The following is a 24,332-nucleotide window of genomic DNA, read 5'->3' as shown; positions in this document are numbered from 1 at the left end:
GGCTCAGAGGCTGTCGATGGCGGTCAGGTCGATGTCGATGTCGTAAGGCACGCCGACCTTGACCTGGTTGTGGTAGATGCCGGTCAGTACGTACGTGCCGGTGGACTCGGCGCGTTCGTGCACCTGGACCACAGGGTGGTCATCCTGGCCGGCCATCTCGACCAGCCAGAAGTGGGGGATACCGGCTGCGGCGTACTTGTGCGGCTTGGTGTCACGGTCGCGGGACTCGGAGTCCGGTGAGACCACCTCGACGGCGAGCACGACGTCCGCCGCCTTGAAGTGGGTCTGACGTCGGTCGATGAGGGCTTCCTTCCGGACCACGCAGATGTCCGGTTCGGGGCCGTTGCGTCGATCCAGCACGACCGTCATCTCACGCGCGACTTTGAAGTCCGATGGCATCGTGCTGCGCAGCCCGCTCACCAGCAGGTCGATCGTGGCGAAGTGAAAGTAGCGCTGCGGACTCACGAAAACCAGACTCCCGTCGATCAGCTCGGTGTGCGGCGGGAGATCGGGCAGCGTGAACAGGTCGTCCACGGTGTAGCCGTCCTGCGGCGGCACCGGCCACTGGACTCGGTGCTTCACGGACTCGGCGCTCATGGTTCCTCCCATGGACGGGATCCTGCTGCCTGCCCTCCACGGTAGCGGCCGGGTCCCGATTACGTCATCACAAAGAGTGACCGCCCCCTCGCGCGCCGTCCGCTACCCCGCAGGGCCTACCCTTGAAGGCTGATCCATCCCCCGGGCAGGAGTGAAATGGCCGTCAACCTGGTCAATGTCGAGAACGTCAGCAAGGTGTACGGCACCCGTGCCCTCCTCGACGGCGTGTCGCTCGGCGTGTCCGAAGGGGACCGGATCGGCGTCGTGGGCCGCAACGGCGACGGCAAGACCACCCTGATCCGCATGCTCGCCAAGCTGGAGGAGGCCGACACCGGGCGCGTCACGCACTCCGGCGGCCTGCGCATGGGCGTGCTCACCCAGCACGACTCCCTCGACCCCGAGGCCACCGTCCGGCACGAGGTCATCCGGGACATGGCCGACCACGAGTGGGCGGGCAACGCCAAGGTCCGCGACGTGCTCACCGGGCTGTTCGGCGGGCTCGACCTGCCCGGCTTCCCCAAGGGCCTCGACACCGTCATCGGCCCGCTCTCCGGCGGTGAGCGGCGCCGCATCGCGCTGGCCAAACTGCTCATCGAGGAACAGGACCTGATCGTCCTCGACGAGCCCACCAACCACCTCGACGTCGAGGGCATCGCCTGGCTCGCCCGGCACCTGCAGAACCGCCGCTCGGCCCTCGTCTGCGTCACCCACGACCGCTGGTTCCTCGACCAGGTCTGCACCCGCATGTGGGACGTGCAGCGCGGCGACGTCCACGAGTACGAGGGCGGCTACTCCGACTACGTCTTCGCGCGCGCCGAGCGGGAGCGGATCGCCGCGACCGAGGAGGCCAAGCGGCAGAACCTGGTCCGCAAGGAGCTGGCGTGGCTGCGCCGCGGCGCCCCGGCCCGCACCTCCAAGCCGCGCTTCCGCGTGGAGGCCGCCAACGAGCTGATCGCGGACGTGCCGCCGCCCCGCGACAGCAGCGAGCTGATGAAGTTCGCCTCCTCCCGGCTCGGCAAGACCGTGTTCGACCTGGAGGACGTGACCGTCCAGGCCGGCCCCAAGGTGCTGCTCAAGCACGTCACCTGGCAGCTCGGCCCCGGCGACCGCATCGGTCTGGTCGGCGTCAACGGCGCCGGCAAGACCTCCCTCCTGCGGGCGATGGCCGAGGCCGCCCGCACCGAGGGCGAGACCCAGCCGGCCGGCGGCCGGATCGCCGTCGGCAGGACGGTGAAGCTGGCCTACCTCTCGCAGGAGGTCGCCGAACTCGACCCCACCTGGCGGGTGCTGCAGGCCGTGCAGCAGGTCCGTGAGCGCGTCGACCTGGGCAAGGGCCGCGAGATGACGGCCGGTCAGCTCTGCGAGACGTTCGGCTTCAACAAGGAGAAGCAGTGGACGCCGGTCGGCGACCTCTCCGGCGGTGAGCGGCGCCGGCTGCAACTGCTGCGCCTGCTCATGGACGAGCCCAACGTCCTCTTCCTCGACGAGCCCACCAACGACCTCGACATCGAGACGCTGACCCAGCTGGAGGACGTCCTCGACGGCTGGCCCGGCTCGATGATCGTCATCTCCCACGACCGGTTCTTCGTCGAGCGCACCACCGACCGCGTGTTCGCCCTCCTCGGCGACGGCACGCTGCGGATGCTGCCGCGCGGCATCGACGAGTACCTGGAGCGCCGTCAGCGCATGGAGGAGGCCGCGGCCGCAGCGGCCCCCGCCGCGCAGAAGCCGGCCGCCGAGACCGGCGCCGGGAAGAGCGCCGCCGACCAGCGCGCCGCGAAGAAGGAACTCCAGAAGATCGAGCGCCAGCTGGACAAGATCTCCGAGAAGGAGACCAGGCTGCACGCGCAGATCGCCGAACAGGCCACCGACTTCGCGAAGGTCGCCGAACTCGACGCCGAACTGCGCGAACTCGCCGGGCAGCGCGAGGAACTGGAGATGCGCTGGCTGGAACTGGCCGAGGACGCGTAGGCCGGCGGCGCACGCCGTGAAGGCGGCGTGAAGGCGCGTAACAGCGGCATCACGGGCCGGTTCTCCCTTGGGAACAGGGGAGGACGCGGCCCCGTGTGCTGTCGGCGGCGGGTGATAGAAAGGGCCGCTGAGAACTGTCGTGACAACTGCCCGAAAAACTGTCTGAGAACGACTCTGGGTCCACCGCGTACTGCATCGCGTATCTCAGGGCGTGGCTAAAAATCAGTGAACGAGGGGGAGACGCTGATGACTCAGCCGCCCAACCAGCCGCCCAACCAGCCGCCGCAGGGCGGGTTCGGAGCACCGCCGAACCAGCCGCCCCAGCAGCCGCCCGGCGGCTTCGGCGCCCCCCAGCCCCCGGCCCAGCCCCCGCAGGCCCCGCCCGCCGGACCCCCGCAGCCCGGGTACGGCTACCCACAGCAGCCCGGCCCCTACGGCCAGCCGCAGCCCGGCCCCTACGGCACCCCGCCCCCCGCCTCCGGACCGTACGCCGCACCCGGCCAGCAGCCCGGCCCGTACGGCCAACAGCCGGGCCCGTACGGCCAGCCCGGCCCCTACGGGCAGCAGCCGGGGTACGGCTACCCGCAGCAGCCGCAGTTCCCCGGCGCGCCCGGCGCACCGGCCGGCGGCTCCGGCTCCCGCAACCCCTTCAAGGGCAGGCCCGCCCTCGTCATCGGCGCCGCCGTGGCCGCGCTGCTGGTGATCGGCGGCACCGTCTTCGCCGTGACCTCCGGCGGGGACGACAAGGACCCGAAGAAGCCGGTCGCCCAGCACACCGACGACCCCAAGGGCTCCGGCTCCCCGGTCGACCCGGGCGACGGCGGCGGCGACGGCGGCGACGACCCCGAGGACCTCAACGCGGGCCGCCAGCCGGGTGAGTCCCGGGTGCTCTGGTACAAGACGGCACCCGACGTGCCCCGCTCCGGCGCCGACGCGCCCGGCATGTGGATCACCGGCAAGACGGTGGCGAAGGCGGCGTACAAGCAGGTCGTCGCCTACAACGTCGGGGACGGCAGGCCCACCTGGGACCCCGTCACCTTCCCGCAGAAGATCTGCGCGATCACCCGTGACAGGACCTCCGACGACAAGGTCGTCGTGGCGTACATGAACGGCGCCAGCGACCGCGCCAAGTGCAACCAGCTCCAGCAGATCGACCTCGCCACCGGCCAGAAGGGCTGGACCGCCGAGATCGAGGAGGGCGGGCTGTTCGACAGCGCCCGCGACGTGGAGCTGAGCATCGCCGGCGACACGCTGATGGTGGGCCGCTCGCAGTCCGGCACCGCGTACGACGTGCGCACCGGCAAGAAGCTCTACGACAAGAAGAAGTACGGCAGCGCCTGCTTCCCGGAGGCCTTCGCGGGCGGCCCGAACCGCCTGGTGTCCCTCGCGAGCTGCGACGCCACCAAGCCCACCGAGCACGAGGAGCTGCAGGCGCTCGACCCGAAGACCGGCCGGGTGCTGTGGACGCAGAAGCTGGACAAGGGCTGGGAGGTCAAGCGGGTCTACTCCATCGACCCGCTGGTGATCTACAGCGAGAACGACGACAAGAACCAGTGGAACATCGCCACCATCAAGCCGGACGGCACGTTCCGCTCGCAGGTGAGCGTCAACGAGCACTTCGCGCCCAACTGCACCTGGGCCGTCTTCGAACGCGACCTGCGCGGCTGCTTCGGCACGGCCGCTGACGCCGACACGCTGTACCTGCCCACCGACGCCACCACCGGGGCCAACGAGGTCGTCGCCATCAGCCTCGCCACCGGCAAGGAGAAGTGGCGGGTGAAGTCCCCGTCGGACGCGTCGATGTACCCGATGCGCGTCGAGGGCGGCAAGCTCGTCGCGTACGTGGAGGCGTCGTACGACGCGGGCGGCCAGGTCGTGGCGATCCCGGTGGCCGGCACCACCCACACCCCGGCGAAGCTGCTGCAGAACCCGGAGAGCACCGCGGAGATCGAGCACGGCTTCTACAGCTGGACGGCCGACTGGGCCGGCGGGCGGTTCTACATCTCCAGCACCCGGCTGAGCGGCAACGACGAGGCGAAGGAGAAGCTGATGCTCGCCTTCGGCAAGTGAGCCGCGTCGCCCGGCCTTCCGTCCCTGTTCCCCACCGCTCAGCTTCTTGAGGTAGTCGACCGATGACCCAGCCGCCGCCCCCGCCGCCGAACCAGCCCCCGCAGCAGGGAGGCTTCGGCCCGCCGCAGCCCCAGCAGCCGGACCTGAACAAGGCCCCGGCCCAGCCCCCGCAGCCGGGCTACGGCTACCCGCAGGCGCCCCAGCAGCAGCCGCCGGCGCCCCAGCAGCCGCAGGCCCCGCAGCCGCCCCAGCCCGCCTACGGCTACCCGCAGACCGCCCCGCAGACGCCGCCGCCCCCGCCGATGGACGCGCCCCAGACGCCGCCCCCGCCGATGGGCGCCCCGCAGGCGCCGCCCGGGTACGGCTACCCCGGTCAGCAGCCGGGGCCGTACGGCCAGCCGGCGCAGCCGCCCACCCAGCCCGGGTACGGCTACCCGGGCCAGCAGCCCGGCTACGGCTACCAGCCGCCGACCGTCCCCATGCAGCCGCAGTCCGCGGGCGGCGGGGGCAAGTTCAACGCCCAGGTGGCGATCATCGTCGCGGCGGTCGTGGCGATCGCCCTGATCATCGGCGGCGGCGTCTGGTACGCGAGCTCCTCCGGCGACGACGACAAGGACACCACCGCCTCCTCCAGCGGCGGCACCGGGGGCGGCGACGAGAAGGGCGGCACCGGCGGTTCGGGCGGCGGCACCTCCAAGGGCTCCGAGAAGGTCCCGGCGAACACCTCCGCCAAGGTCGCCTTCCAGATCCCCGCACCCGCGGTGAGGGACAAGCAGATCGACAGCGTCGAGGGCTCCTGGCTGACCGACGCGGTGTACGCCAAGGCCGGCGTCAACGAGATCACCGGCTACGACCCGGACTCGGGCGCGAAGAAGTGGACGCTGCCGCTGACCGGGCAGACCTGCGCGGGCTCCGACCAGGTCGGCGCCGGCGGCATCGCCGTGGTGCTGACCGAGGAGCGCAAGCGCAACGCCCAGGGCGACCACGAGTCCTGCACGGAGGTCACGGCGTTCAACGTCGCCACCGGCAAGGCGGTGTGGACGAAGAACATCGCCGCCAGCGGCACCAAGGTGGCCTTCGGCGAGGTCAGCATCTCCGGCACCACCGTCGCCGTCGGCGGCGGCTACAACGGCGGCGCGGCCTTCGACCTCACCTCCGGCAAGGTGCTGTGGCAGCCCAAGGTCGGCGAGTGCGAGGACGCCGGGTACGCGGGCGGCGAGCAGCTCGTCGCGGTCCGCCGCTGCGGCAGCCTCGACGACGAGCGGTACGAGATCCAGCTGCTCAACCCGAAGACCGGCGCGGTGAAGTGGTCGTACAAGCTGCCCGCCGGCATCGACAACGCCAAGGTGATCTCCACCAAGCCGGTCGTCGTCGGCGTCGACTCCGCCGACATCACCGCCTCCGGCGCCACGGACGTCTTCTCCCTGGACGACTCCGGCAAGCTGCTCTACAAGATCGGCCTGGAGGACGGCAAGTACAACCACCGCTGCGAGATCGGCAAGTACGACGGCTGCAAGGGCGTCGTCGTCGGCAACGGCAAGCTGTACGTGCCGACCAGGGAGCACGACGGCTCGGGCGAGTTCAGCCGGACCAACGAGATCGTCGCGTTCGACCTGGCCACGGGCAAGCCCAGCGGGGTCCGCATCGACGCGGGCGACGGCTACACGATCTTCCCGCTGCGCATGGACGGCGGGAACGTCCTGGCGTACAAGGAAGGCCCGTACGACAAGGGTGACCAGGTGGTGTCCGCGGACGGCGCGTCCGGCAAGGAGACCCTGCTGCTGGAGACCCCGGCGACGGACTCCGTGCAGAGCGCGGTCAGCTCGATGGTGCCGACGTCGGCGGAGCTGCTGTACGGCAACGGGCGGCTGTTCATGGGCAAGGACCTGATCAGCAAGCCCTACTCGGCGGACCAGAAGGTGTATACGGCGATCGGTTTCACGGCGCAGTAGCGAGCGCGTGCGCCGGTGTGGGCCCCTCTCCTGAACGCCCTGTTCAGGAGGGGGGCCTTTCACGTATCGTGCATCACCCTCGAATGCGAGGAATATCGGCGATCCGGGGCACTTCTGTCGCGTAGGGGGAGCGCGATGTCGAACTAGCGTGTAGCTTCCGGGGGCATGAAGGACGGAGGCGCCGGGGGGCCCTCTGTCCATGGGCCCGTGGACATCCATAGTGGGCAGCCAATGGGGGGACTGGGGGGTTCTCTGTGGGAGTGCGGCTGATGGTGGTCGACGACCACCGACTGCTCGCCGAGGCGCTGGCCTCGGCGTTGAAGCTGCGGGGGCACCGGGTGCTCGCGGCGGCGGCGCCGGCCGCGGGGGCGGCCGAGCTGGTGATCGCCCGCGCGCCGGAGGTGTGCCTGCTGGGTACGGCGACACCGGCCGAGCCGGGCATCTTCGACCCGGTGGTGAAGATCAAGCGGGAGCGGCCGCAGGTGGCCGTGCTGGTGCTGGGCCCGGTGCCGAGCCCGCGCGGTATCGCGGCGGCGTTCGCGGCCGGGGCCTGCGGCTATGTGCGGCACGACGAGCGCATCGAGGGCGTCGAGCGGGCGATCATGAAGGCGCGGGCAGGGGAGGCGGCGGTGGCGCCGGCGCTGCTGCAGGGGGCCTTCGCGGAGCTGCTGAACCCCGCCGCCCAGCCGGACGACGAGGGGCAGCGGCTGCTGCAGATGCTGACGCCGCGGGAGGTGGAGGTGCTGGTGCGGGTCGCGGACGGGGAGGACACGCGGGTGATCGCGGCGGGCATGGGCATCGCGCCGTCGACGGCACGGACGCATGTGCAGCGGGTGCTGATGAAGCTGGGGGTGGGCTCACGCCTGGAGGCGGCGGCGCTGGCGGCCCGGACGGGGTTGCTGGAACGGGCGGGGTCGGTACGGGGGGACGAACGGCCTTAGAACGGCGTAGCTGCGGGCAGTCGTGCCGCTAGGGGCGGCACGGGTGGGCGCAGCGGCACCCCGCAAGCGCCGGGCCGCGTGACCCACCCCCGGCCCGCACCGGCACCGGGGGCGGGCACTGCCCGTGGAGGCTGTTCAGTCCGTCGGCTTCTCGTCCGGCAGGACATCCGGCGGCGGCGGAGCCGCAGGCCGCAGTTTCAGCCAGGCCAGGAAGAACAGGCCGAGCAGCAGCATGCCCAGGCCGGTCCACAGGTTGATGTTGACGCCCTGGGCCTTGTCGATCGTGGCGTCGGAGTCGGTCAGCCCGGTGATCGTGACGATGACGCCGTAGAGCACGAACAGGCCGCCGATGATCCGGCGGATGTCGAACAGGCGCGCGGCGGTCGCGGACTTGGTCTGCAGCTCGGAGACCTCCCGCAGGACGTCCTCCTCCGAGTAGCCGTGACGCTCGGGGTGTTGCTCACTCATGGTCTCTCCATACTCCCGCGTCAGAACGAGAACGGGATGTAGCAGGCGGCGGCGAGGACGACGGCTCCCCAGCCCAGCAGGGCCGGCTTGCGGTACCAGGCGTCGTCGCCCGCGGCGGGTGGCTCGGACATGCCGGGGGAGCGGGTGCCGTAGACCAGGCCCTGCAGTTCCGCGGCCGGCTTCGGCGCGGTGAACAGCGACACCGCCACCATGACCACCGCGCCCGCGACGAAGCCCGCGATCGCGGAGACGAAGTTGGCGCCCTGGTCGGAGGGGATGTCGATGACGCCCTGCTTGTAGATCCAGAAGTAGTTCAGCATCGCGACGGTCGTGCCCGCGATCAGGCCCCAGAACCCGGACTTCACCGAGGCCCGCTTCCAGAACATGCCGATGATGAAGACGACGAACATCGGGACGTTGAAGAAGGAGAACAGCGTCTGGAGGTAGGCCATGATGTTCGAGAACGACGACGCGAGGAACGCCGTGCCGACCGAGGCGAGCACACCGATCGCGGTGATGAGGCGGCCGAAGCGCACGTAGTAGCCGTCCTCGCGGCCCTTCACCACGTACTTCGCCCAGATGTCGGTGGTGAACACGGTGTTGAAGGACGACACGTTGGCCGCCATGCCCGCCATGAACGCGGCGAGCAGGCCGGTGACGGCGATGCCGAGGACGCCGTTGGGCAGCAGTTGTTCCATCAGGTACGGGATGGCGTCGTTGTACTGCAGGTCCGAGCCGGACGTGCCGATCTTCGGCACCAGGACGGCGGCGACCAGGCCGGGGATCATCACCAGGAAGACGATGAAGATCTTCGGGAAGGCGGCGATCAGCGGCGTGCGCTGGGCGGCGGAGAGGTTCTTCGCGGACAGGGCGCGCTGCACCTCGGCGAAGTTGGTCGTCCAGTAGCCGAAGGACAGCACGAAGCCGAGGCCGAGGACGATGGTCAGCCAGTTGGCGCCGAGCGGGTTGTCGCTGCCGATGCCGGTGCCGCCCCAGGCGGTCATGAAGTTGTCGCCGTGCGTCTTGGACAGGGAGTCGCTCAGGCCGTCCCAGCCGCCGACCTTCTTCAGACCGAGGACGGTGATCGGGATGAGCGCGGCGAGGATGACGAAGAACTGCAGGACCTCGTTGTAGATGGCCGAGGACAGGCCGCCGAGGGTGATGTACGCGAGGACGAAGAAGCCGGCGACGACGATGGCCACCCACTGCGGCCAGCCGAGCAGCGCCTCGACGACGATCGCGAGGGCGTACAGGTTGACGCCGGCGATCAGGATGGCCGCGAAGGCGAACAGGATCGAACTCAGCAGGTGGGCGGCCCTGTCGAAGCGCAGGAGCAGGAACTCCGGCACCGAGCGCACCTTGGAGCCGTAGTAGAACGGCATCATCACCAGGCCGAGGAAGACCATCGCGGGGATGGCGCCGATCCAGTACCAGTGCGTGGTGTAGACGCCGTACTGGGCGCTGTTGGCGGCCATGCCGAGGATCTCGGTGGCGCCGAGGTTGGCGGCGATGAAGGCCAGGCCGGTGACCCAGGCGGGCAGCGAGCGCCCGGACAGGAAGAAGTCGAGGCTCGTCTTCACCGAGCGGCGGGCCGCGAAGCCGATGCCCAGGACCACGACGAAGTAGATCGCGAGGATCGTGTAGTCGAGCCAGTTCGTGGGGAGCCGTAGCTCTGCCGCCAGATATGTGGGGTGTGTGGGGGTCTGCATTAAGCACTCGCTTCGTTGCGCGAACTGATCCGGAGCGGAACCTACGCCTCCGCGTTTATTTTTTGAACACTTCTGTTGGGGTTCTTTGTTGGATTGTGATGCACGCCCCCCTTCCCAGGGCTGATGGGTTGTGGTGTGTTATGTTTGATTGTGTTGAGTGATTGGGTGCGGGGCATCGAGGAGTCCGGCGTGAAGAAGACGTCTACCCGGCTGGCGGACGGTCGCGAGCTCATCTACTACGACCTGCGCGACGACCGGGTGCGGGACGCGGTCGACCGCCGCCCGCTGGACCCGACGGTCACCACCTCCGAGGTACGGCACGACGTGCTGCTCGGCGACGCCGTGGCCGTGGCCTCGCACCGGCAGGGGCGCACCTACCACCCGCCGGCCGACGAGTGCCCGCTGTGCCCGTCCGACGGCGACCGCCTCAGCGAGATCCCGGACTCCTCGTACGACGTCGTCGTCTTCGAGAACCGCTTCCCCTCGCTGGCCGGCGACTCCGGCCGGTGCGAGGTCGTCTGCTTCACCTCCGACCACACCGCCTCCTTCGCCGGCCTGAGCGAGGAGCAGGCCCGGCTGGTCCTGGACGCCTGGACCGACCGGACGTCGGAGCTGTCGCATCTGCCCTCCGTCGAGCAGGTGTTCTGTTTCGAGAACCGGGGTGCCGAGATCGGCGTGACCCTCCAGCACCCGCACGGGCAGATCTACGCCTACCCCTTCACCACCCCGCGCACCGCGCTGATGCTGCGCCAAGTGGCCGCGCACAAGGAGGCCACCGGCGGGGAGAACCTCTTCGACGCCGTCCTGGAGCGGGAACTCGCCGGGGAACGGGTCGTCCTGGAGGGTGAACACTGGGCGGCCTTCGTGCCGTACGCCGCGCACTGGCCGTACGAGGTGCACCTCTACCCCAAGCGCCGGGTGCCCGACCTGCTCGCGCTCGACGAGGCCGCGCGCACAGAGTTCCCCAAGGTCTACCTGGAACTGTTGAGGCGCTTCGACCGGATCTTCGGCGAAGGGGAGCCGCCCACGCCGTACATCGCGGCCTGGCACCAGGCGCCCTTCGGCGCGCTGGAGGAGTTCGACGGGGTGGTGCGCGAGGACTTCGCCTGCCACCTGGAACTTTTCACGATCCGCCGCACGTCCGGCAAGCTGAAGTACCTCGCGGGCTCCGAGTCCGGCATGAGCGTCTTCATCAACGACGTGCCGCCGGAGCGCGCGGCCCAGCGACTTCGAGAGGTAGCGAGTTCATGAGCGGTAAGTACCTGGTCACCGGCGGAGCGGGATACGTCGGCAGCGTGGTGGCCCAGCACCTGCTGGAGGCCGGCCACGAGGTCGTCGTCCTGGACAACCTGTCGACCGGCTTCCGCGAGGGCGTACCGGCGGGCGCGACGTTCGTCGAGGGCGACATCCGCGACGCCGCCAAGTGGCTCGACCCCTCCTTCGACGCCGTGCTGCACTTCGCCGCGTTCTCCCAGGTCGGCGAGTCCGTGGTGAAGCCCGAGAAGTACTGGGACAACAACGTCGGCGGCACCATGGCGCTGCTCGGCGCGATGCGCGAGGCCGGCGTGCGCACGCTCGTCTTCTCCTCGACGGCCGCCACCTACGGCGAGCCCGTCAACACGCCCATCACCGAGGCCGACCCGACGGCGCCCACCTCGCCGTACGGCGCCTCCAAGCTCGCCGTCGACCACATGATCACCGGCGAGGCCGCGGCGCACGGGCTGGGCGCGGTCTCCCTGCGCTACTTCAACGTCGCCGGCGCGTACGGCGCGTACGGCGAGCGGCACAACCCCGAGTCGCACCTCATCCCGCTCGTCCTCCAGGTCGCCCAGGGCCGCCGCGACGCGATCTCCGTCTACGGCGACGACTACCCGACCCCGGACGGCACCTGCGTCCGCGACTACATCCACGTCGCCGACCTGGCCGAGGCCCACCTGCTCGCCCTGCAGGCCGCGCAGCCCGGCGAGCACCTGATCTGCAACCTCGGCAACGGCAACGGCTTCTCCGTCCGCGAGGTCATCGAGACCGTCCGCCAGGTCACCGGCCACCCCATCCCCGAGGTGGTCGCCCCGCGCCGCGGCGGCGACCCGGCGGTGCTGGTGGCCTCCGCCGCCACGGCCCGCGAGAAGCTGGGCTGGAACCCGTCGCGCGCCGACCTCGCGGGGATCGTCGCCGACGCGTGGGAGTTCACGCAGACCATCGCAAGGGAGCAGTAGTGGGGGCACAGCAGGTACGGGACGGTTTCGCCGCGCTGTACGGAACCGAGCCCGACGGCGTCTGGGCGGCGCCGGGCCGCGTCAACCTGATCGGCGAGCACACGGATTACAACGACGGCTTCGTCATGCCGTTCGCCCTGCCGCACACGGCGATCGCCGCCGTGTCGCGCCGCGAGGACGGGGTGCTGCGCCTGCACTCGGCGGACATCGAGGGCGGCGTCGCCGAACTCCGCGTCGCCGACCTCGCCCCCGAGTCGGACAAGTCCTGGACGGCGTACCCGGCGGGCGTGGTCTGGGCGCTGCGGGAGGCCGGCCACCCGGTCACCGGCGCCGACATCCACCTCGCCTCCACCGTCCCGGCGGGCGCGGGCCTGTCGTCGTCGGCGGCGCTGGAGGTCGTGGTCGCGCTCGCCCTGAACGACCTGTACGAACTGGGCCTGCGCGGCTGGCAGCTGGCCCGCCTGTGCCAGCGCGCGGAGAACGTCTACGTCGGCGCGCCCGTCGGCATCATGGACCAGACCGCCTCCGCCTGCTGCGAGGCCGGCCACGCCCTGTTCCTCGACACCCGCGACCTGTCCCAGCGGCAGATCCCCTTCGACCTGGCGGCCGAGGGCATGCGGCTGCTGGTCGTCGACACCCAGGTCAAGCACTCCCACAGCGAGGGCGAGTACGGCAAGCGCCGCGCCGGCTGCGAGAAGGGCGCCGCGCTCCTCGGCGTGGACGCGCTGCGGGACGTCGCCTACGACGACCTGGACGCGGCGCTGGCCCGCCTGGGCGACGAGGAGGAGGTCCGCCGCCTGGTCCGCCACATCGTCACGGAGAACCACCGGGTGGAGCGGGTGGTGTCCTTGTTGTCCTCCGGCGACACGCGCGCGATCGGCCCGGTCCTCGTAGAGGGCCACACCTCCCTGCGCGACGACTTCCGCATCTCCTGCCCGGAGCTGGACCTGGTCGTCGACACGGCGATGGCCTCCGGCGCCCTGGGCGCCCGCATGACCGGCGGCGGCTTCGGCGGCTCGGCGATCGTGCTGCTGGAGGAGGCGGACGTGGAACCGGTGACGAAGGCGGTGGAAAAGGCCTTCGCGACAGCGGGGTTCACGGCCCCCCGCGTCTTCGAGGCGGTACCGGCGGCCGGGGCGCGGCGGCTGGTCTGACCTTCGCCGGCCCCTGTCGGCCCCGCGCGTCCCGCGTGCGGGGCCGACGGCCTCCATGCCGTCACTGCAGCCGCTTCACCAGCGTGTACTCCGTGATCCCCGGCGGATAGTCCGGGATCGTGCACACCACCTCGTAGCCCTGCTTGCGGTAGAAGTCCGGGGCCTGGAAGTCCCAGGTCTCCAGGCGGACCCGGGTGCAGGCGCGTTCCGTGCGGGCCAGGAGTTCCGCCTGGGCGAGGAGGCGGGAGCCGAGACCCGAGCCGCGGTGGCGTTCGTCCACCCACAGGTACGCCACGTGCAGCCAGGTCGCCCAGGTGTGGCCGACCAGGCCGCCCGCGAGGCCGTCACCCGCGTCCAGCGCCCAGACGTGCAGCGGCTGTTCCCGCTCGGGGCGCAGGGCGCGCAGGGCGGGCGAGGCCGCCGTGTTCGTGTCCCGGAGGCGCGTGCGGAGCAATTCGCGCCGTTCCTTGTCCACTTCTGCCTCGATACGAAACATGCGGCACACCATAAACGCGCCCGGCGGCCAGTTCTGCAAATAGCCTTCCGCTCGACGTCGCCGGCCCTAATCTGTGAACAGCACCGGTGGGGGCCGGTGCTGATCAGGGGGCGAGACAGTCGGGTACGGCGCCCGAAGCGGGGGTAGCAGTTCCGGTACGGCGGCGGCCGTCCGGACGGGCGCTCCCCGGGCGTCGTACCCGCGCCGGTCGGCGTTCTCCCGGACCAGTGGGGGGTCATCAGTGGTTCGTATCCGAGTCCTGGTCGTCGACGACCACCGAATCTTCGCCGAGTCGCTCGCCGCCGCGCTGGCCGCAGAGCCCGACGTCGACGTCGCCGCGGCCGGCAGCGGCCCCGCCGCGCTGCGCTGCCTGGAGCGCGCGGCCGCCGAGGGTCGCCGCTTCGACGTGGCGCTCGTCGACGCCGACCTGGGCGGCAACATGCCGGGCGGCCGCACCGCCGTACCCGTGCAGGACACCAACGCCGACGGCCTCGTCGACGGGATCTCCCTGGTCGCCGGGGTGCGCTCCGCGCAGCCCGCCGTACGGACCGTGGTCCTCGCCGAGAAGGACGACCCGCGCCGCGCCGCGCTCGCCCTGCAGGCCGGCGCCTCCGGCTGGGTCGCCAAGGACTGCTCGCTGTCCCGGCTGCTCACCGTCATCCGGGGCGTGCTGCGCGACGAGACGCATCTGCCGCCCGCCCTGCTCACCGGCGTCCTGCGGGAGCTGACCGCGGCCCGCAAACACCGCACCGAGAGCGAACGGCTGGTGGAGTCCCTCACGCCGCGCGAGCGGGAGGTGCTGCGGTGCATGGTCGCGGGCCTCGGCCGCAAGGCCGTCGCCGAGCGGCTCTACCTCTCCCCGCACACCGTCCGCACCCATATGCAGAACGTCCTCGGCAAGCTCGGCGTGCACTCCACACTGGCCGCCGTCGCCCTGGCCCGGCGCGCGGGCGTGGGCCCGGTCGACCTAGCCGGGGATGTTGTCGAACGGGGCGGTCAGCTGGCGTAGCAGCGCCGCCAGTTCACCGCGCTGGGCACGCGACAGCTCACCCAGGATCGCCCGCTCCTGGTCCAGCAGCCCGGCGAGCGCCTGGTCGGCCCGGTCCCGGCCCTCGTCGGTCAGCCGGACCAGCACCCCGCGCCGGTCACTGGGATCCGGCAGCCGCTCCACCAGGCCCTTCTTCGCCAGCCGGTCGATACGGTTGGTCATCGTCCCCGACGTCACCAGCGTCTGCGTCAGCAACTGCCCGGGCGAGAGCTGGTACGGCGACCCGGCGCGCCTGAGCGCGGTCAGCACGTCGAACTCCCACGGCTCCAGACTGTGCTCGGCGAAGGCCAGCCGGCGCGCCCGGTCCAGATGCCGGGCCAGCCTGCTCACCCGGCTGAGCACCTCGAGCGGTTCCACGTCGAGGTCCGGACGCTCCCGGCGCCACGCTGCGACCAGTCGATCGACCTCGTCCTCCATGACGATCAGTGTAGTGGTTGTGTCGATGTGAAGTCTCTTGATGTGAAGTCTCTTGACGTCAAGATGCTTGCGGGGGCACGCTGGAACGGCACCGCACGAGCACCGCACACCGCCGCCCGACCGCACCCGTCGCCGTACGAGGAGGCCCCTCATGCCTGCCCCCACCTGGGACCCCGCGCAGTACCTGCGCCACGCCGGCCACCGCGCCCGCCCCTTCGCCGACCTCCTCGCCCGCGTCCCCGCCCTGTCCGGCACCCCGCCCCGCATCGCCGACCTCGGCTGCGGCCCCGGCAACGTCACCGCCACCCTCGCCGACCGCTGGCCCGACGCCCACATCACCGGCTACGACAACTCACCCGCGATGCTCGACCGGGCCGCCGCCGAGCACGCCGGGCCCACCCCCGGCGGCGGCACCCTCGACTTCGCCCCCGCCGACGCCCGCACCTGGACGCCCGACGCACCGCACGACCTGATCATCAGCAACGCCACCCTCCAGTGGGTCCCCGGCCACCTCGGCCGCTTCGCCGACTGGACCGCCGCCCTCGCCCCCGGCGGCACCTTCGCCTTCCAGGTCCCCGACAACATCGACGCCCCCCTGCACGCCCTCATGCGCGAGCTGGCCCGCGGCCCCCGCTGGAAGAACCGCCTCGCCGACGTCGTACGCCACGAGGACTCCGTGCACAGCCCCGCCACCTACCTCGACACCCTCGCCCGGCTCGGCTGCGCCACCGACGTCTGGCAGACGACGTACCAGCACGTGCTGACCGGTGAGGATCCCGTCCTGGACTGGGTCAAGGGCACCGGTCTGCGGCCCGTCCTGACCGCCCTCGCCGACGACCCCGAGGCCCGCGACGCCTTCGTCGCCGAGTACCGCGACCTGCTGCGCGAGGCCTACCCGCGCGCCCCCTACGGCACGGTCCTGCCCTTCCGCCGCCTGTTCGCCGTCGCCACGAAGGCGGCCGTATGACCGGCGGAAGCAGGACAGGCGACGGCACGACCGGGGGAAGCACGACAGGCGCCGGGGACAGCACGACCGGCGGCGGCACGACCGGCGGCGGTCTGATCACCGGCCTCGACCACGTACAGCTCGCCGCCCCGCCCGGCAGCGAGGACGCGCTGCGCGCGTACTACGCCGGTGTCCTCGGCATGGCGGAGATCCCCAAGCCGCCCGCCCTCGCCGCGCGCGGCGGCTGCTGGTTCCGCGGCGGCGGCGCCGAGCTGCACCTCGGCATCGAGGCGGACTTCCTGCCCGCCCGCAAGGCCCACCCCGGCCTGCTCGTCGCCGGCCTGGACGCTCTCGCCGCCCGGATCACCGCCCACGGCACCCCCGTCACCTGGGACGACGCCCTCCCCGGCCGCCGCCGTTTCTACTGTGCGGATCCGGTCGGCAACCGATTGGAGTTCCTCGGCGTTTGAGCGGCGCTCCTCGGATCACCCGGGGGGACGACAGACTTCGCCGACAGCGCACGGAGTGATCGACCATGGCACGCGAGAAGAAGGCCCGGGCCAAGAAGGAACAGCTCAAGGGCAAGGTCGAGGAAGCGGTGGGCCGGGCCACCGGCGACGAGCGGATGGAAGCCAGGGGGCGCGGCAAGCAGGTCAAGGGCGACGCCGGCCAGGCCAAGGAGAAGGCCAAGGACGTCTTCAAGCACTGAGGCACCATTGGCACCACAGGCGCCACCGCACTGAGGCACCATCGGCCTCGTGCCACAGGGCACCGCATGCGTGCGGTGCCCTGTGCGTGCGTACGGTCAGTTCTTGCGGTGTCCTATCAGCCGCGGTTTCGGCTCCAGCCCGTCCAGCCCGTGCCAGGCCAGATTGACCAGGTGCGCGGCCACCTCCGCCTTCTTCGGGCGGCGCACGTCCAGCCACCACTGGCCGGTCAGCGCGACCATCCCGACCAGCGCCTGCGCGTACAGCGGGGCCAGCTTCGGGTCGAAGCCGCGGGACTTGAACTCCTTGCCGAGGATGTCCTCCACCTGGGTGGCGATGTCGGAGATCAGCGAGGCGAAGGAGCCCGTCGACTGGGGAATGGGGGAGTCCCGCACCAGGATGCGGAAACCGTCGGTGGACTCCTCGATGTAGTCCAGCAGCGCGAAAGCCGCCTGTTCCAGCAGCTCGCGCGGATGGCCCGCGGTCAGCGAGCCCGTCACCATGTCCAGCAACCGACGCATCTCCCGGTCCACGACGACCGCGTACAGCCCCTCCTTGCCGCCGAAGTGCTCGTACACCACCGGCTTGGAGACCCCGGCCTTCGCCGCGATCTCCTCCACCGACGTGCCCTCGAAGCCCTTCGCCGCGAAGAGGGTCCGACCGATCTCCAGCAGCTGCTGGCGGCGCTCGGCACCGGTCATCCGGGTGCGACGCGTGCGCCGCGGCTTGTCATTGCTGGAGGTGCTGGAGTCGGTCGCCACGGCGTCAATCATGCCGCCTCGGCCGTCACCTTCCGGCGCGGGGAGCCGTCCTCATCACGGTTACGGCGCGAATCGATACGCGAGCGTGACGGCCAGCGCACGTCGTACGCCCAGCCCAGCTGCTCGCACCAGCGGATGATCCGCGCCGAGGAGTCCAGCTGGCCGCGCTCCACACCGTGCCGCGCGGAGGTCGGGTCGGCGTGGTGCAGGTTGTGCCAGGACTCGCCGCACGACAGGATCGCCAGCCACCACACGTTGCCCGAGCGGTCCCGCGACTTGAACGGGCGCTTGCCCACCGCGTGGCAGATCGAGTTGATCGACCACGTCACGTGGTGCAGCAACGCCACCCGGACGAGTGAACCCCAGAAGAACGCGGTGAACGCGCCCCACCAGGACATCGTCACCAGACCGCCGATCAGTGCCGGCAGCGCCAGGGACAGCGCCGTCCACAGCACGAACGTCCGGGAGATCGCCCGCATCGCCGGGTCCTTGATCAGGTCCGGGGCGTACTTGTCCTGAGGGGTCTGCTCCTCGTCGAACATCCAGCCGATGTGCGCCCACCACAGGCCCTTCATCAGCGCCGGAACCGTCTCGCCGTAGCGCCACGGCGAGTGCGGGTCGCCCTCCGCGTCGGAGAACTTGTGGTGCCTGCGGTGGTCCGCCACCCAGCGGACCAGCGGCCCTTCGACCGCCATCGAGCCCGCGATCGCCAGTGCGATCTTCAGCGGGCGCTTGGCCTTGAAGGAGCCGTGCGTGAAGTGACGGTGGAACCCGATGGTGATGCCGTGGCAGCCCAGGAAGTAGAAGAAGACCAGCAGGCCGAGATCCAGCCAGCTCACCCCCCATCCCCAGGCCAGCGGCACCGCCGCCACCAGCGCGAGGAACGGAACGGTGATGAACAGCAGCAGCGCGATCTGCTCGATCGAACGCTTCTGCTCGCCGCCGAGAGTGGCGGGCGGTACGGGGGTGTCGTCGGGCGCCTTCGGAGCGTCTGCGATCACATCGGAACTAGTGGTCATACGCGTCCCCTGTGGGGTCGAGGGTGTGGGATGCCGAGCAACGGGATCCGCACGTCTTCCCTACGGTTCCGTAACCTACGGCATCGTAAGTATGGCAGTGCCTCGCCCGGCGGCAAGAGCCCATGGGCCTGCGCGTTCCGGCCGCCACCTATCCTGGAGTCGGTCGGACAGCGCGGTCCGCTCTGAAGTTTTTCCCGGACGTCCGGCCCGTAAGCGGTTCCGCCGCACGAGGCGCCTGTCCGGGTTCCCCTCCCAGACGAGCTTCAACACTGCAAGGAGCCGCACCTGTGAGCAGTGCCGACGAGACCACGACCACCAGCAGCGAGCTGCGCGCCGATATCCGCCGGCTGGGCGATCTCCTGGGAGAGACGCTCGTCCGGCAGGAGGGTCCCGAGCTCCTGGAGCTCGTGGAGAAGGTCCGCCGCCTCACCCGAGAGGACGGCGAAGCCGCCGCCGAGCTGCTGCGCGGAACCGAACTGGAGACCGCGGCCAAGCTGGTCCGCGCCTTCTCCACCTACTTCCACCTCGCCAACGTCACCGAGCAGGTCCACCGCGGCCGCGAACTGCGCGCCAAGCGCGCCGCCGAGGGCGGCCTGCTCTCCCGCACCGCCGACCGGCTGAAGGACGCCGACCCCGAGCACCTGCGCCAGACGGTCGCCCACCTCAACGTCCGCCCGGTCTTCACCGCCCACCCCACCGAGGCCGCGCGCCGGTCGGTCCTGAACAAGCTCCGGCGCATCGCCGCGCTCCTGGAGACCCCCGTCCTCGCCTCCGACCGCCGCCGTCTGGACACCCGCCTGGCCGAGAACATCGACCTGGTCTGGCAGACCGACGAGCTGCGCGTCGTACGCCCCGAACCGGCCGACGAGGCCCGCAACGCCATCTACTACCTGGACGAGCTGCACGCCGGCGCCGTCGGCGACGTCCTGGAGGACCTGACCGCGGAACTGGAGCGCGTCGGCGTCAAGCTGCCCGACGACACCCGCCCCGTCACCTTCGGCACCTGGATCGGCGGCGACCGCGACGGCAACCCCAACGTGACCCCCGAGGTCACCTGGGACGTCCTGATCCTCCAGCACGAGCACGGCATCAACGACGCCCTGGAGATGATCGACGAGCTGCGCGGCTTCCTGTCGAACTCCATCCGCTACACCGGCGCCACCGACGAGCTCGTGGAGTCCCTCCAGGCCGACCTCGAACGCCTGCCCGAGATCAGCCCCCGCTACAAGCGCCTCAACGCCGAGGAGCCCTACCGGCTCAAGGCCACCTGCATCCGGCAGAAGCTGGAGAACACCAAGCAGCGCCTGGCCAAGGGCACCGCGCACGAGCCCGGCCGCGACTACCTCGGCACCGGCGAGCTGCTGAAGGACCTCACCCTCATCCAGACCTCGCTGCGCGAGCACCGCGGCGGCCTGTTCGCCGACGGCCGGATGGACCGCATCATCCGCACCCTGTCCGCCTTCGGCCTCCAGCTCGCCACCATGGACGTCCGCGAACACGCCGACGCCCACCACCACGCCCTCGGCCAGCTCTTCGACCGCCTCGGCGAGGAATCCTGGCGCTACGCCGACATGCCCCGCGAGTACCGCACCAAGCTCCTCGCGAAGGAACTGCGCTCGCGCCGCCCGCTCGCCCCCACCCCGGCGCCCGTCGACGCCGCCGGCGCCAAGACCCTCGGCACCTTCCAGACCATCAAGCGGGCCCTCGAGGTCTTCGGACCCGAGGTCATCGAGTCCTACATCATCTCCATGTGCCAGGGCGCCGACGACGTCTTCGCCGCCGCCGTCCTCGCCCGCGAGGCCGGCCTCATCGACCTGCACGCCGGCTGGGCGAAGATCGGCATCGTGCCGCTGCTGGAGACCACCGAGGAGCTGAAGGCCGCCGACACGATCCTGGAGGACATGCTCTCCGACCCGTCCTACCGGCGCCTGGTCGCGCTGCGCGGCGACGTCCAGGAGGTCATGCTCGGCTACTCCGACTCCTCCAAGTTCGGCGGCATCACCACCAGCCAGTGGGAGATCCACCGCGCCCAGCGCCGCCTGCGCGATGTCGCCCACCGCTACGGCGTCCGCCTGCGCCTCTTCCACGGCCGCGGCGGCACCGTCGGCCGCGGCGGCGGCCCCTCCCACGACGCCATCCTCGCCCAGCCCTGGGGCACCCTGGAGGGCGAGATCAAGGTCACCGAACAGGGCGAGGTCATCTCCGACAAGTACCTCATCCCGTCCCTCGCCCGCGAGAACCTCGAACTGACCGTCGCGGCCACCCTGCAGGCCTCCGCCCTGCACACCGCGCCCCGCCAGTCCGACGAGGCCCTCGCCCGCTGGGACGCCGCCATGGACGTCGTCTCCGACGCCGCCCACGCCGCCTACCGGCGCCTCGTCGAGGACCCGGACCTGCCGACGTACTTCCTCGCGTCGACCCCCGTGGACCAGCTCGCCGACCTGCACCTGGGCTCCCGGCCCTCCCGCCGGCCCGGCTCCGGCGTCTCCCTCGACGGCCTGCGCGCCATCCCCTGGGTGTTCGGCTGGACCCAGTCCCGGCAGATCGTCCCCGGCTGGTTCGGCGTCGGCTCCGGCCTGAAGGCCCTGCGCGAGGCCGGCCTGGACACCGTCCTCGACGAAATGCACGAACAGTGGCACTTCTTCCGCAACTTCATCTCCAACGTGGAGATGACGCTCGCGAAGACCGACCTGCGCATCGCCCAGCACTACGTCGACACCCTCGTGCCCGACGAGCTCAAGCACATCTTCGACACCATCAAGGCCGAACACGACCTCACCGTCACCGAGGTCCTCAAGGTCACCGGCGAGAAGGAACTCCTCGACCACCAGCCCGTGCTGAAGCAGACCTTCGCCATCCGCGACGCCTACCTGGACCCGATCTCCTACCTCCAGGTCGCCCTGCTCAAGCGCCAGCGTGACGCCGTCAAGGCCGACGAGCAGCCCGACCCGCTGCTCTCCCGCGCCCTGCTGCTCACCGTCAACGGCGTCGCCGCGGGCCTGCGCAACACCGGCTGACCGGCCCGTCCACGCAGACGACGGTGCCCCCGGGGTTCGCTCCCCGGGGGCACCGCCGTATCACCGGACGACCGGATCAGCCCTGCTGCGCCTTGCGGCGACGGAACGCCAGGAAACCGCCCGCCGCCACCAGCAGCGCCGCGACCCCCGACAGCAGACCCACCGGAGCGCCGTTGCCCGTCTCGGCCAGGTCACCGGAGACCCCGCCCTGCCCGGACGCCGACGCCGACGGGACCGCACCGGCGGGGGACGACGCGCTCGCGGAGGCGGACGCCCCGGCCGAGGGGGACACCGACGCGGACGCCGAAGCCGACGCCGACGCGGAGGCGGACGGCGAGGCCGACGAACCGCCGCCCTCCTCGGAGTCCTCGCAGTCCGTCCAGAACACCTTCTGCTTCGCCCGGCCGTTCTCGCCGTCGAAGTTCCAGTACAGCTTGTAGTGCCCGTCCGGCAGGGACAGGTTCCCGGTACGGCCGTGGCCCTCGTCGTCCAGCACGAGCGTCCCGGACTTCACCGTCTCACCGCTGTTGTCGCTCGGCGGCACCGCGTCGATGTGCCAGTCGATCTTCTGCGCGCTGTCGAAACCGAAACCGTCCAGGTAGAACGAGCACACATGCGGCTCGTTCTTCTTCAGCTCCTCGCCGGTGGAGGCGTCGTGGATCTTCACGGTGCCGTTGTCACCGGGGACGGTGGCATGAGCGGAAGGGGCCGCGAACAGGGCGGCCACAGCGACGGCGCACACGGCGCCGGCACGGGGGAGGGTACGCATGGGGCGATCCACTCTTCGTGTTGCCAATGGGGAGAGTGTGGGGGATGGCGGCTCAGCATCCAGCACGCGCTGAACCCAGGTCAATCACGAGGCGGCAACGCCTCGAACCTCCACACACGTCACAACGGCCCAACACCTCAGACCGTCACGAACGCCGCCGTCAGCAGCACGACCCCCGACCCCGCCAGCACCCACGCCGCCCGCGTACGCCGCAGACCCCCCGCCACCACGACCGCCGCCAGCAGCAGCGCACCACCCAGCGGAACCCACGCGTACAGCACCCCCGCCGGACCCGACCGCACCACCTCGTCGCTGCCCGGCTTCACCACCACCGTGTACGTCGAACCCCGCCGCACCGCGACCGACCGCTCGATCTCCACCGACCCGCGCGGCCGCGCACCCGCCGACGACGGCACGAACGGCCCCGTGCACGTGCGCTCCGCGCACCGCGTCACCTCGACCGTGCCCTGCTCCCGCCCCTTCGTGAGCATCACGTGCTGCGCACTGCCCCAGGACGCCCACACCCCGGCGATCAGGATCAGCGCGGTCACCACCGACATCGCGGCGAACCGGCCGAAACGCAGCGCGGAGACAGAGACCTGTCGGGACGTGACGGCGGAAGGCATGGCCGCGATCCTTGGCCATGACCTCGCGCCCGGTCAACTCACGTAAGGGAAAAGTCGGGACCTCCACCGTCAGGAGCCGTACGTCCCCGCCGTCAGGAGTTGTACGTCCCCTGCGCCCGCTCCAGACCGTCGATCACCAGGCACTCCACCGCGTCCGCCGCCCGGTCCACGAAGAAGTCCAGCTCCTTGCGCTCCGCCGACGAGAAGTCCTTCAGCACGAAATCCGCCACCTGCATCCGCCCCGGCGGACGCCCGATCCCGAACCGCACCCGGTGGTACTCCGGACCCAGCGCCTTCGTGATCGACTTCAGCCCGTTGTGCCCGTTGTCCCCGCCGCCCAGCTTCAGCCGCAGCGTCCCGTAATCGATGTCCAACTCGTCATGGACCGCCACCACATGCGCCGCCGGCACCTTGTAGAAGTCCCGCAGCGCGTTCACCGGACCACCCGACAGGTTCATGTACGACATCGGCTTGACCAGGATCACCCGCCGGTTCGCCGGCCCCGGCGGACCGATCCGGCCCTCCACGACCTGCGCCTGCGCCTTGCCCGCCCGCTTGAACCGGCCACCGATCCGCTCCGCCAGCAGGTCCGCCACCATGAACCCCACGTTGTGCCGGTTCATCGCGTACTCCGGCCCCGGATTGCCCAGCCCCACGATCAGCCACGGGGCACTGGCATCGGTCGTCACGTGCATGTCTCCTTGATACGCGCCGACCGCTGCCCCCGTACCCAGCGGGACGGGAACAGCGGCCGGCGAAACGATGAAGAGAACCCGGTGAAGGGAAGGGGGGAGGATCAGGCCTCGGCGGCCTCTTCGCCCTCGCCCTCACCCTCGGGGGCCTCCTCGACCTGGGCGGCCAGGACCTGGATGACGACCGCGTCGTCCTCGACGGCCAGCTTGACGCCCTTGGGCAGGGTGACGTCCTTGGCGAGGACGGAGGCACCGGCCTCCAGGCCCTCCACGGAGACCGTGACGGCCTCGGGGATGTGCGTGGCCTCGGCCTCGACCGGCAGGGCGTTCAGCACGTGCTCGAGCAGGTAGTTACCGGGGGCCAGCTCGCCCTCGGTCTGCACCGGGATCTCGACCGTGACGGTCTCGCCCCGCTGGACCAGCTGCAGGTCCACGTGCTCCAGGAAGCCCTTCAGCGGGTCACGCTGCACGGCCTTCGGGATCGCCAGCTCGTTGCGCTGACCGTCGATGTCCAGCGCGATGAGGACGTTCGGGGTGCGCAGCGCCAGCAGCAGGTCGTGACCCGGCAGCGTCAGGTGCAGCGGGTCGGAGCCGTGACCGTACAGAACACCGGGAACCTTGTTGTCGCGGCGGATACGGCGGGCGGCACCCTTGCCGAACTCGGTGCGCGTCTCGGCGGTGAGCTTCACCTCGGACATGTTCACTCCTCGTAGAAAGCTGGGAATACGGACGTGGTCACCCGGCCACGAACGGCCT

The 24,332-nt window shown here is 70.8% G+C and carries 23 protein-coding genes; 12 read left to right on the top strand and 11 right to left on the bottom strand.

The window, feature by feature from the left end; all coding sequences use genetic code 11:
- Positions 1–3: 3 nt before the first annotated feature.
- Positions 4–597, bottom strand: a complete 594-nt coding sequence (locus tag IE308_RS27380) for a Uma2 family endonuclease (protein WP_190219970.1) — start codon at positions 595–597, stop codon at positions 4–6.
- Between the two features lie 156 nt (positions 598–753).
- Here IE308_RS27380 and IE308_RS27375 point away from each other — a divergent pair, with 156 nt between their 5' ends.
- From IE308_RS27375 to IE308_RS27360, 4 genes are all read left to right on the top strand, one after another.
- Complete coding sequence (locus IE308_RS27375; RefSeq protein WP_190219969.1) at positions 754–2,568, top strand: ABC-F family ATP-binding cassette domain-containing protein; 1,815 nt, start codon at positions 754–756, stop codon at positions 2,566–2,568.
- A 246-nt stretch (positions 2,569–2,814) separates the two neighbouring features.
- Positions 2,815–4,638 (top strand): outer membrane protein assembly factor BamB family protein, encoded by a 1,824-nt coding sequence (locus IE308_RS27370; RefSeq protein WP_190219968.1) that lies wholly within the window; start codon positions 2,815–2,817, stop codon positions 4,636–4,638.
- A 62-nt stretch (positions 4,639–4,700) separates the two neighbouring features.
- Positions 4,701–6,590: an outer membrane protein assembly factor BamB family protein gene (locus IE308_RS27365; RefSeq protein ID WP_190219967.1), complete on the top strand. Its 1,890-nt coding sequence runs from the start codon at positions 4,701–4,703 to the stop codon at positions 6,588–6,590.
- 254 nt (positions 6,591–6,844) lie between these two features.
- Positions 6,845–7,531: a helix-turn-helix transcriptional regulator gene (locus tag IE308_RS27360; protein WP_110628683.1), complete on the top strand. Its 687-nt coding sequence runs from the start codon at positions 6,845–6,847 to the stop codon at positions 7,529–7,531.
- Between the two features lie 135 nt (positions 7,532–7,666).
- On the opposite strand, the gene IE308_RS27355 is transcribed toward IE308_RS27360, so the two are convergent.
- The gene (locus tag IE308_RS27355) at positions 7,667–7,999 is read right to left on the bottom strand and encodes a hypothetical protein (RefSeq protein WP_110628682.1); all 333 of its coding nucleotides are present in this window, start codon (positions 7,997–7,999) and stop codon (positions 7,667–7,669) included.
- A 20-nt stretch (positions 8,000–8,019) separates the two neighbouring features.
- Positions 8,020–9,708, bottom strand: a complete 1,689-nt coding sequence (locus tag IE308_RS27350; RefSeq protein WP_190219966.1) for a sodium:solute symporter family protein — start codon at positions 9,706–9,708, stop codon at positions 8,020–8,022.
- 189 nt (positions 9,709–9,897) lie between these two features.
- On the opposite strand from IE308_RS27350, the gene galT reads away from it, so the two are divergent.
- The 3 genes from galT to galK are packed head-to-tail and all read left to right on the top strand — an operon-like array spanning position 9,898 to position 13,078.
- Entirely contained in the window at positions 9,898–10,959 is a 1,062-nt protein-coding gene (galT, locus tag IE308_RS27345) for a galactose-1-phosphate uridylyltransferase (RefSeq protein WP_190219965.1), read from the top strand.
- Entirely contained in the window at positions 10,956–11,924 is a 969-nt protein-coding gene (galE, locus tag IE308_RS27340) for a UDP-glucose 4-epimerase GalE (protein WP_190219964.1), read from the top strand. The genes galT and galE overlap by 4 nt, the downstream gene beginning before the upstream one ends.
- The gene (gene galK / locus IE308_RS27335) at positions 11,924–13,078 is read left to right on the top strand and encodes a galactokinase (protein ID WP_190219963.1); all 1,155 of its coding nucleotides are present in this window, start codon (positions 11,924–11,926) and stop codon (positions 13,076–13,078) included. Before galE ends, galK begins: the two co-directional genes overlap by 1 nt.
- Before the next feature lie 61 nt (positions 13,079–13,139).
- Here the strand turns inward: galK and IE308_RS27330 are convergent, their stop codons facing one another.
- On the bottom strand, positions 13,140–13,586 hold the full coding sequence (locus IE308_RS27330) for a GNAT family N-acetyltransferase (protein WP_190220203.1): 447 nt from the start codon (positions 13,584–13,586) through the stop codon (positions 13,140–13,142).
- A 229-nt stretch (positions 13,587–13,815) separates the two neighbouring features.
- Between IE308_RS27330 and IE308_RS27325 the strand changes: the two genes are divergently transcribed.
- Positions 13,816–14,583: a LuxR C-terminal-related transcriptional regulator gene (locus IE308_RS27325; RefSeq protein ID WP_110628677.1), complete on the top strand. Its 768-nt coding sequence runs from the start codon at positions 13,816–13,818 to the stop codon at positions 14,581–14,583.
- Here IE308_RS27325 and tamR read toward each other — a convergent pair.
- Entirely contained in the window at positions 14,542–15,039 is a 498-nt protein-coding gene (gene tamR / locus IE308_RS27320) for a MarR family transcriptional regulator TamR (RefSeq protein WP_110628676.1), read from the bottom strand. The genes IE308_RS27325 and tamR overlap by 42 nt on opposite strands.
- A 151-nt stretch (positions 15,040–15,190) precedes the next feature.
- Here tamR and IE308_RS27315 point away from each other — a divergent pair, with 151 nt between their 5' ends.
- The 3 genes from IE308_RS27315 (at position 15,191) to IE308_RS27305 (ending at position 16,694) form a co-directional block, all read left to right on the top strand.
- Positions 15,191–16,006, top strand: coding sequence for a trans-aconitate 2-methyltransferase (locus tag IE308_RS27315; RefSeq protein WP_190219962.1), 816 nt, complete (start codon positions 15,191–15,193; stop codon positions 16,004–16,006).
- Between the two features lie 92 nt (positions 16,007–16,098).
- Positions 16,099–16,455, top strand: coding sequence for a VOC family protein (locus tag IE308_RS27310; protein ID WP_190220202.1), 357 nt, complete (start codon positions 16,099–16,101; stop codon positions 16,453–16,455).
- A 65-nt stretch (positions 16,456–16,520) separates the two neighbouring features.
- Entirely contained in the window at positions 16,521–16,694 is a 174-nt protein-coding gene (locus IE308_RS27305) for a CsbD family protein (protein WP_110628673.1), read from the top strand.
- 96 nt (positions 16,695–16,790) lie between these two features.
- Here IE308_RS27305 and IE308_RS27300 read toward each other — a convergent pair whose 3' ends face one another.
- Together IE308_RS27300 and IE308_RS27295 are read right to left on the bottom strand one after the other, a co-directional pair.
- Positions 16,791–17,465 carry a TetR/AcrR family transcriptional regulator gene (locus IE308_RS27300; RefSeq protein ID WP_190219961.1) on the bottom strand — a complete coding sequence of 225 codons (675 nt, stop codon included), beginning with the start codon at positions 17,463–17,465 and terminating at the stop codon, positions 16,791–16,793.
- Complete coding sequence (locus IE308_RS27295) at positions 17,462–18,472, bottom strand: acyl-CoA desaturase (protein ID WP_110628671.1); 1,011 nt, start codon at positions 18,470–18,472, stop codon at positions 17,462–17,464. Before IE308_RS27295 ends, IE308_RS27300 begins: the two co-directional genes overlap by 4 nt.
- Positions 18,473–18,759: 287 nt before the next feature.
- Between IE308_RS27295 and ppc the strand changes: the two genes are divergently transcribed.
- Entirely contained in the window at positions 18,760–21,489 is a 2,730-nt protein-coding gene (gene ppc / locus IE308_RS27290; RefSeq protein WP_110628670.1) for a phosphoenolpyruvate carboxylase, read from the top strand.
- 76 nt (positions 21,490–21,565) lie between these two features.
- On the opposite strand, the gene IE308_RS27285 is transcribed toward ppc, so the two are convergent.
- The 4 genes from IE308_RS27285 to IE308_RS27270 form a co-directional block, all read right to left on the bottom strand.
- Positions 21,566–22,258, bottom strand: a complete 693-nt coding sequence (locus tag IE308_RS27285; RefSeq protein ID WP_110628669.1) for an LPXTG cell wall anchor domain-containing protein — start codon at positions 22,256–22,258, stop codon at positions 21,566–21,568.
- 137 nt (positions 22,259–22,395) lie between these two features.
- Positions 22,396–22,884, bottom strand: coding sequence for a hypothetical protein (locus IE308_RS27280; RefSeq protein WP_190219960.1), 489 nt, complete (start codon positions 22,882–22,884; stop codon positions 22,396–22,398).
- Between the two features lie 92 nt (positions 22,885–22,976).
- Entirely contained in the window at positions 22,977–23,579 is a 603-nt protein-coding gene (pth, locus tag IE308_RS27275) for an aminoacyl-tRNA hydrolase (protein WP_110628667.1), read from the bottom strand.
- A gap of 101 nt (positions 23,580–23,680) precedes the next feature.
- Entirely contained in the window at positions 23,681–24,274 is a 594-nt protein-coding gene (locus tag IE308_RS27270; RefSeq protein ID WP_110628666.1) for a 50S ribosomal protein L25/general stress protein Ctc, read from the bottom strand.
- Between the last annotated feature and the right edge of the window lie 58 nt (positions 24,275–24,332).

It is taken from the genome of Streptomyces griseosporeus, from assembly GCF_014656055.1.
Classification (GTDB): Bacteria; Actinomycetota; Actinomycetes; order Streptomycetales; family Streptomycetaceae; genus Streptomyces; species Streptomyces griseosporeus.
The sequence above is the reverse complement of the archived record's forward strand: the minus strand, read 5'-3'. Positions and strand labels throughout refer to the sequence as shown.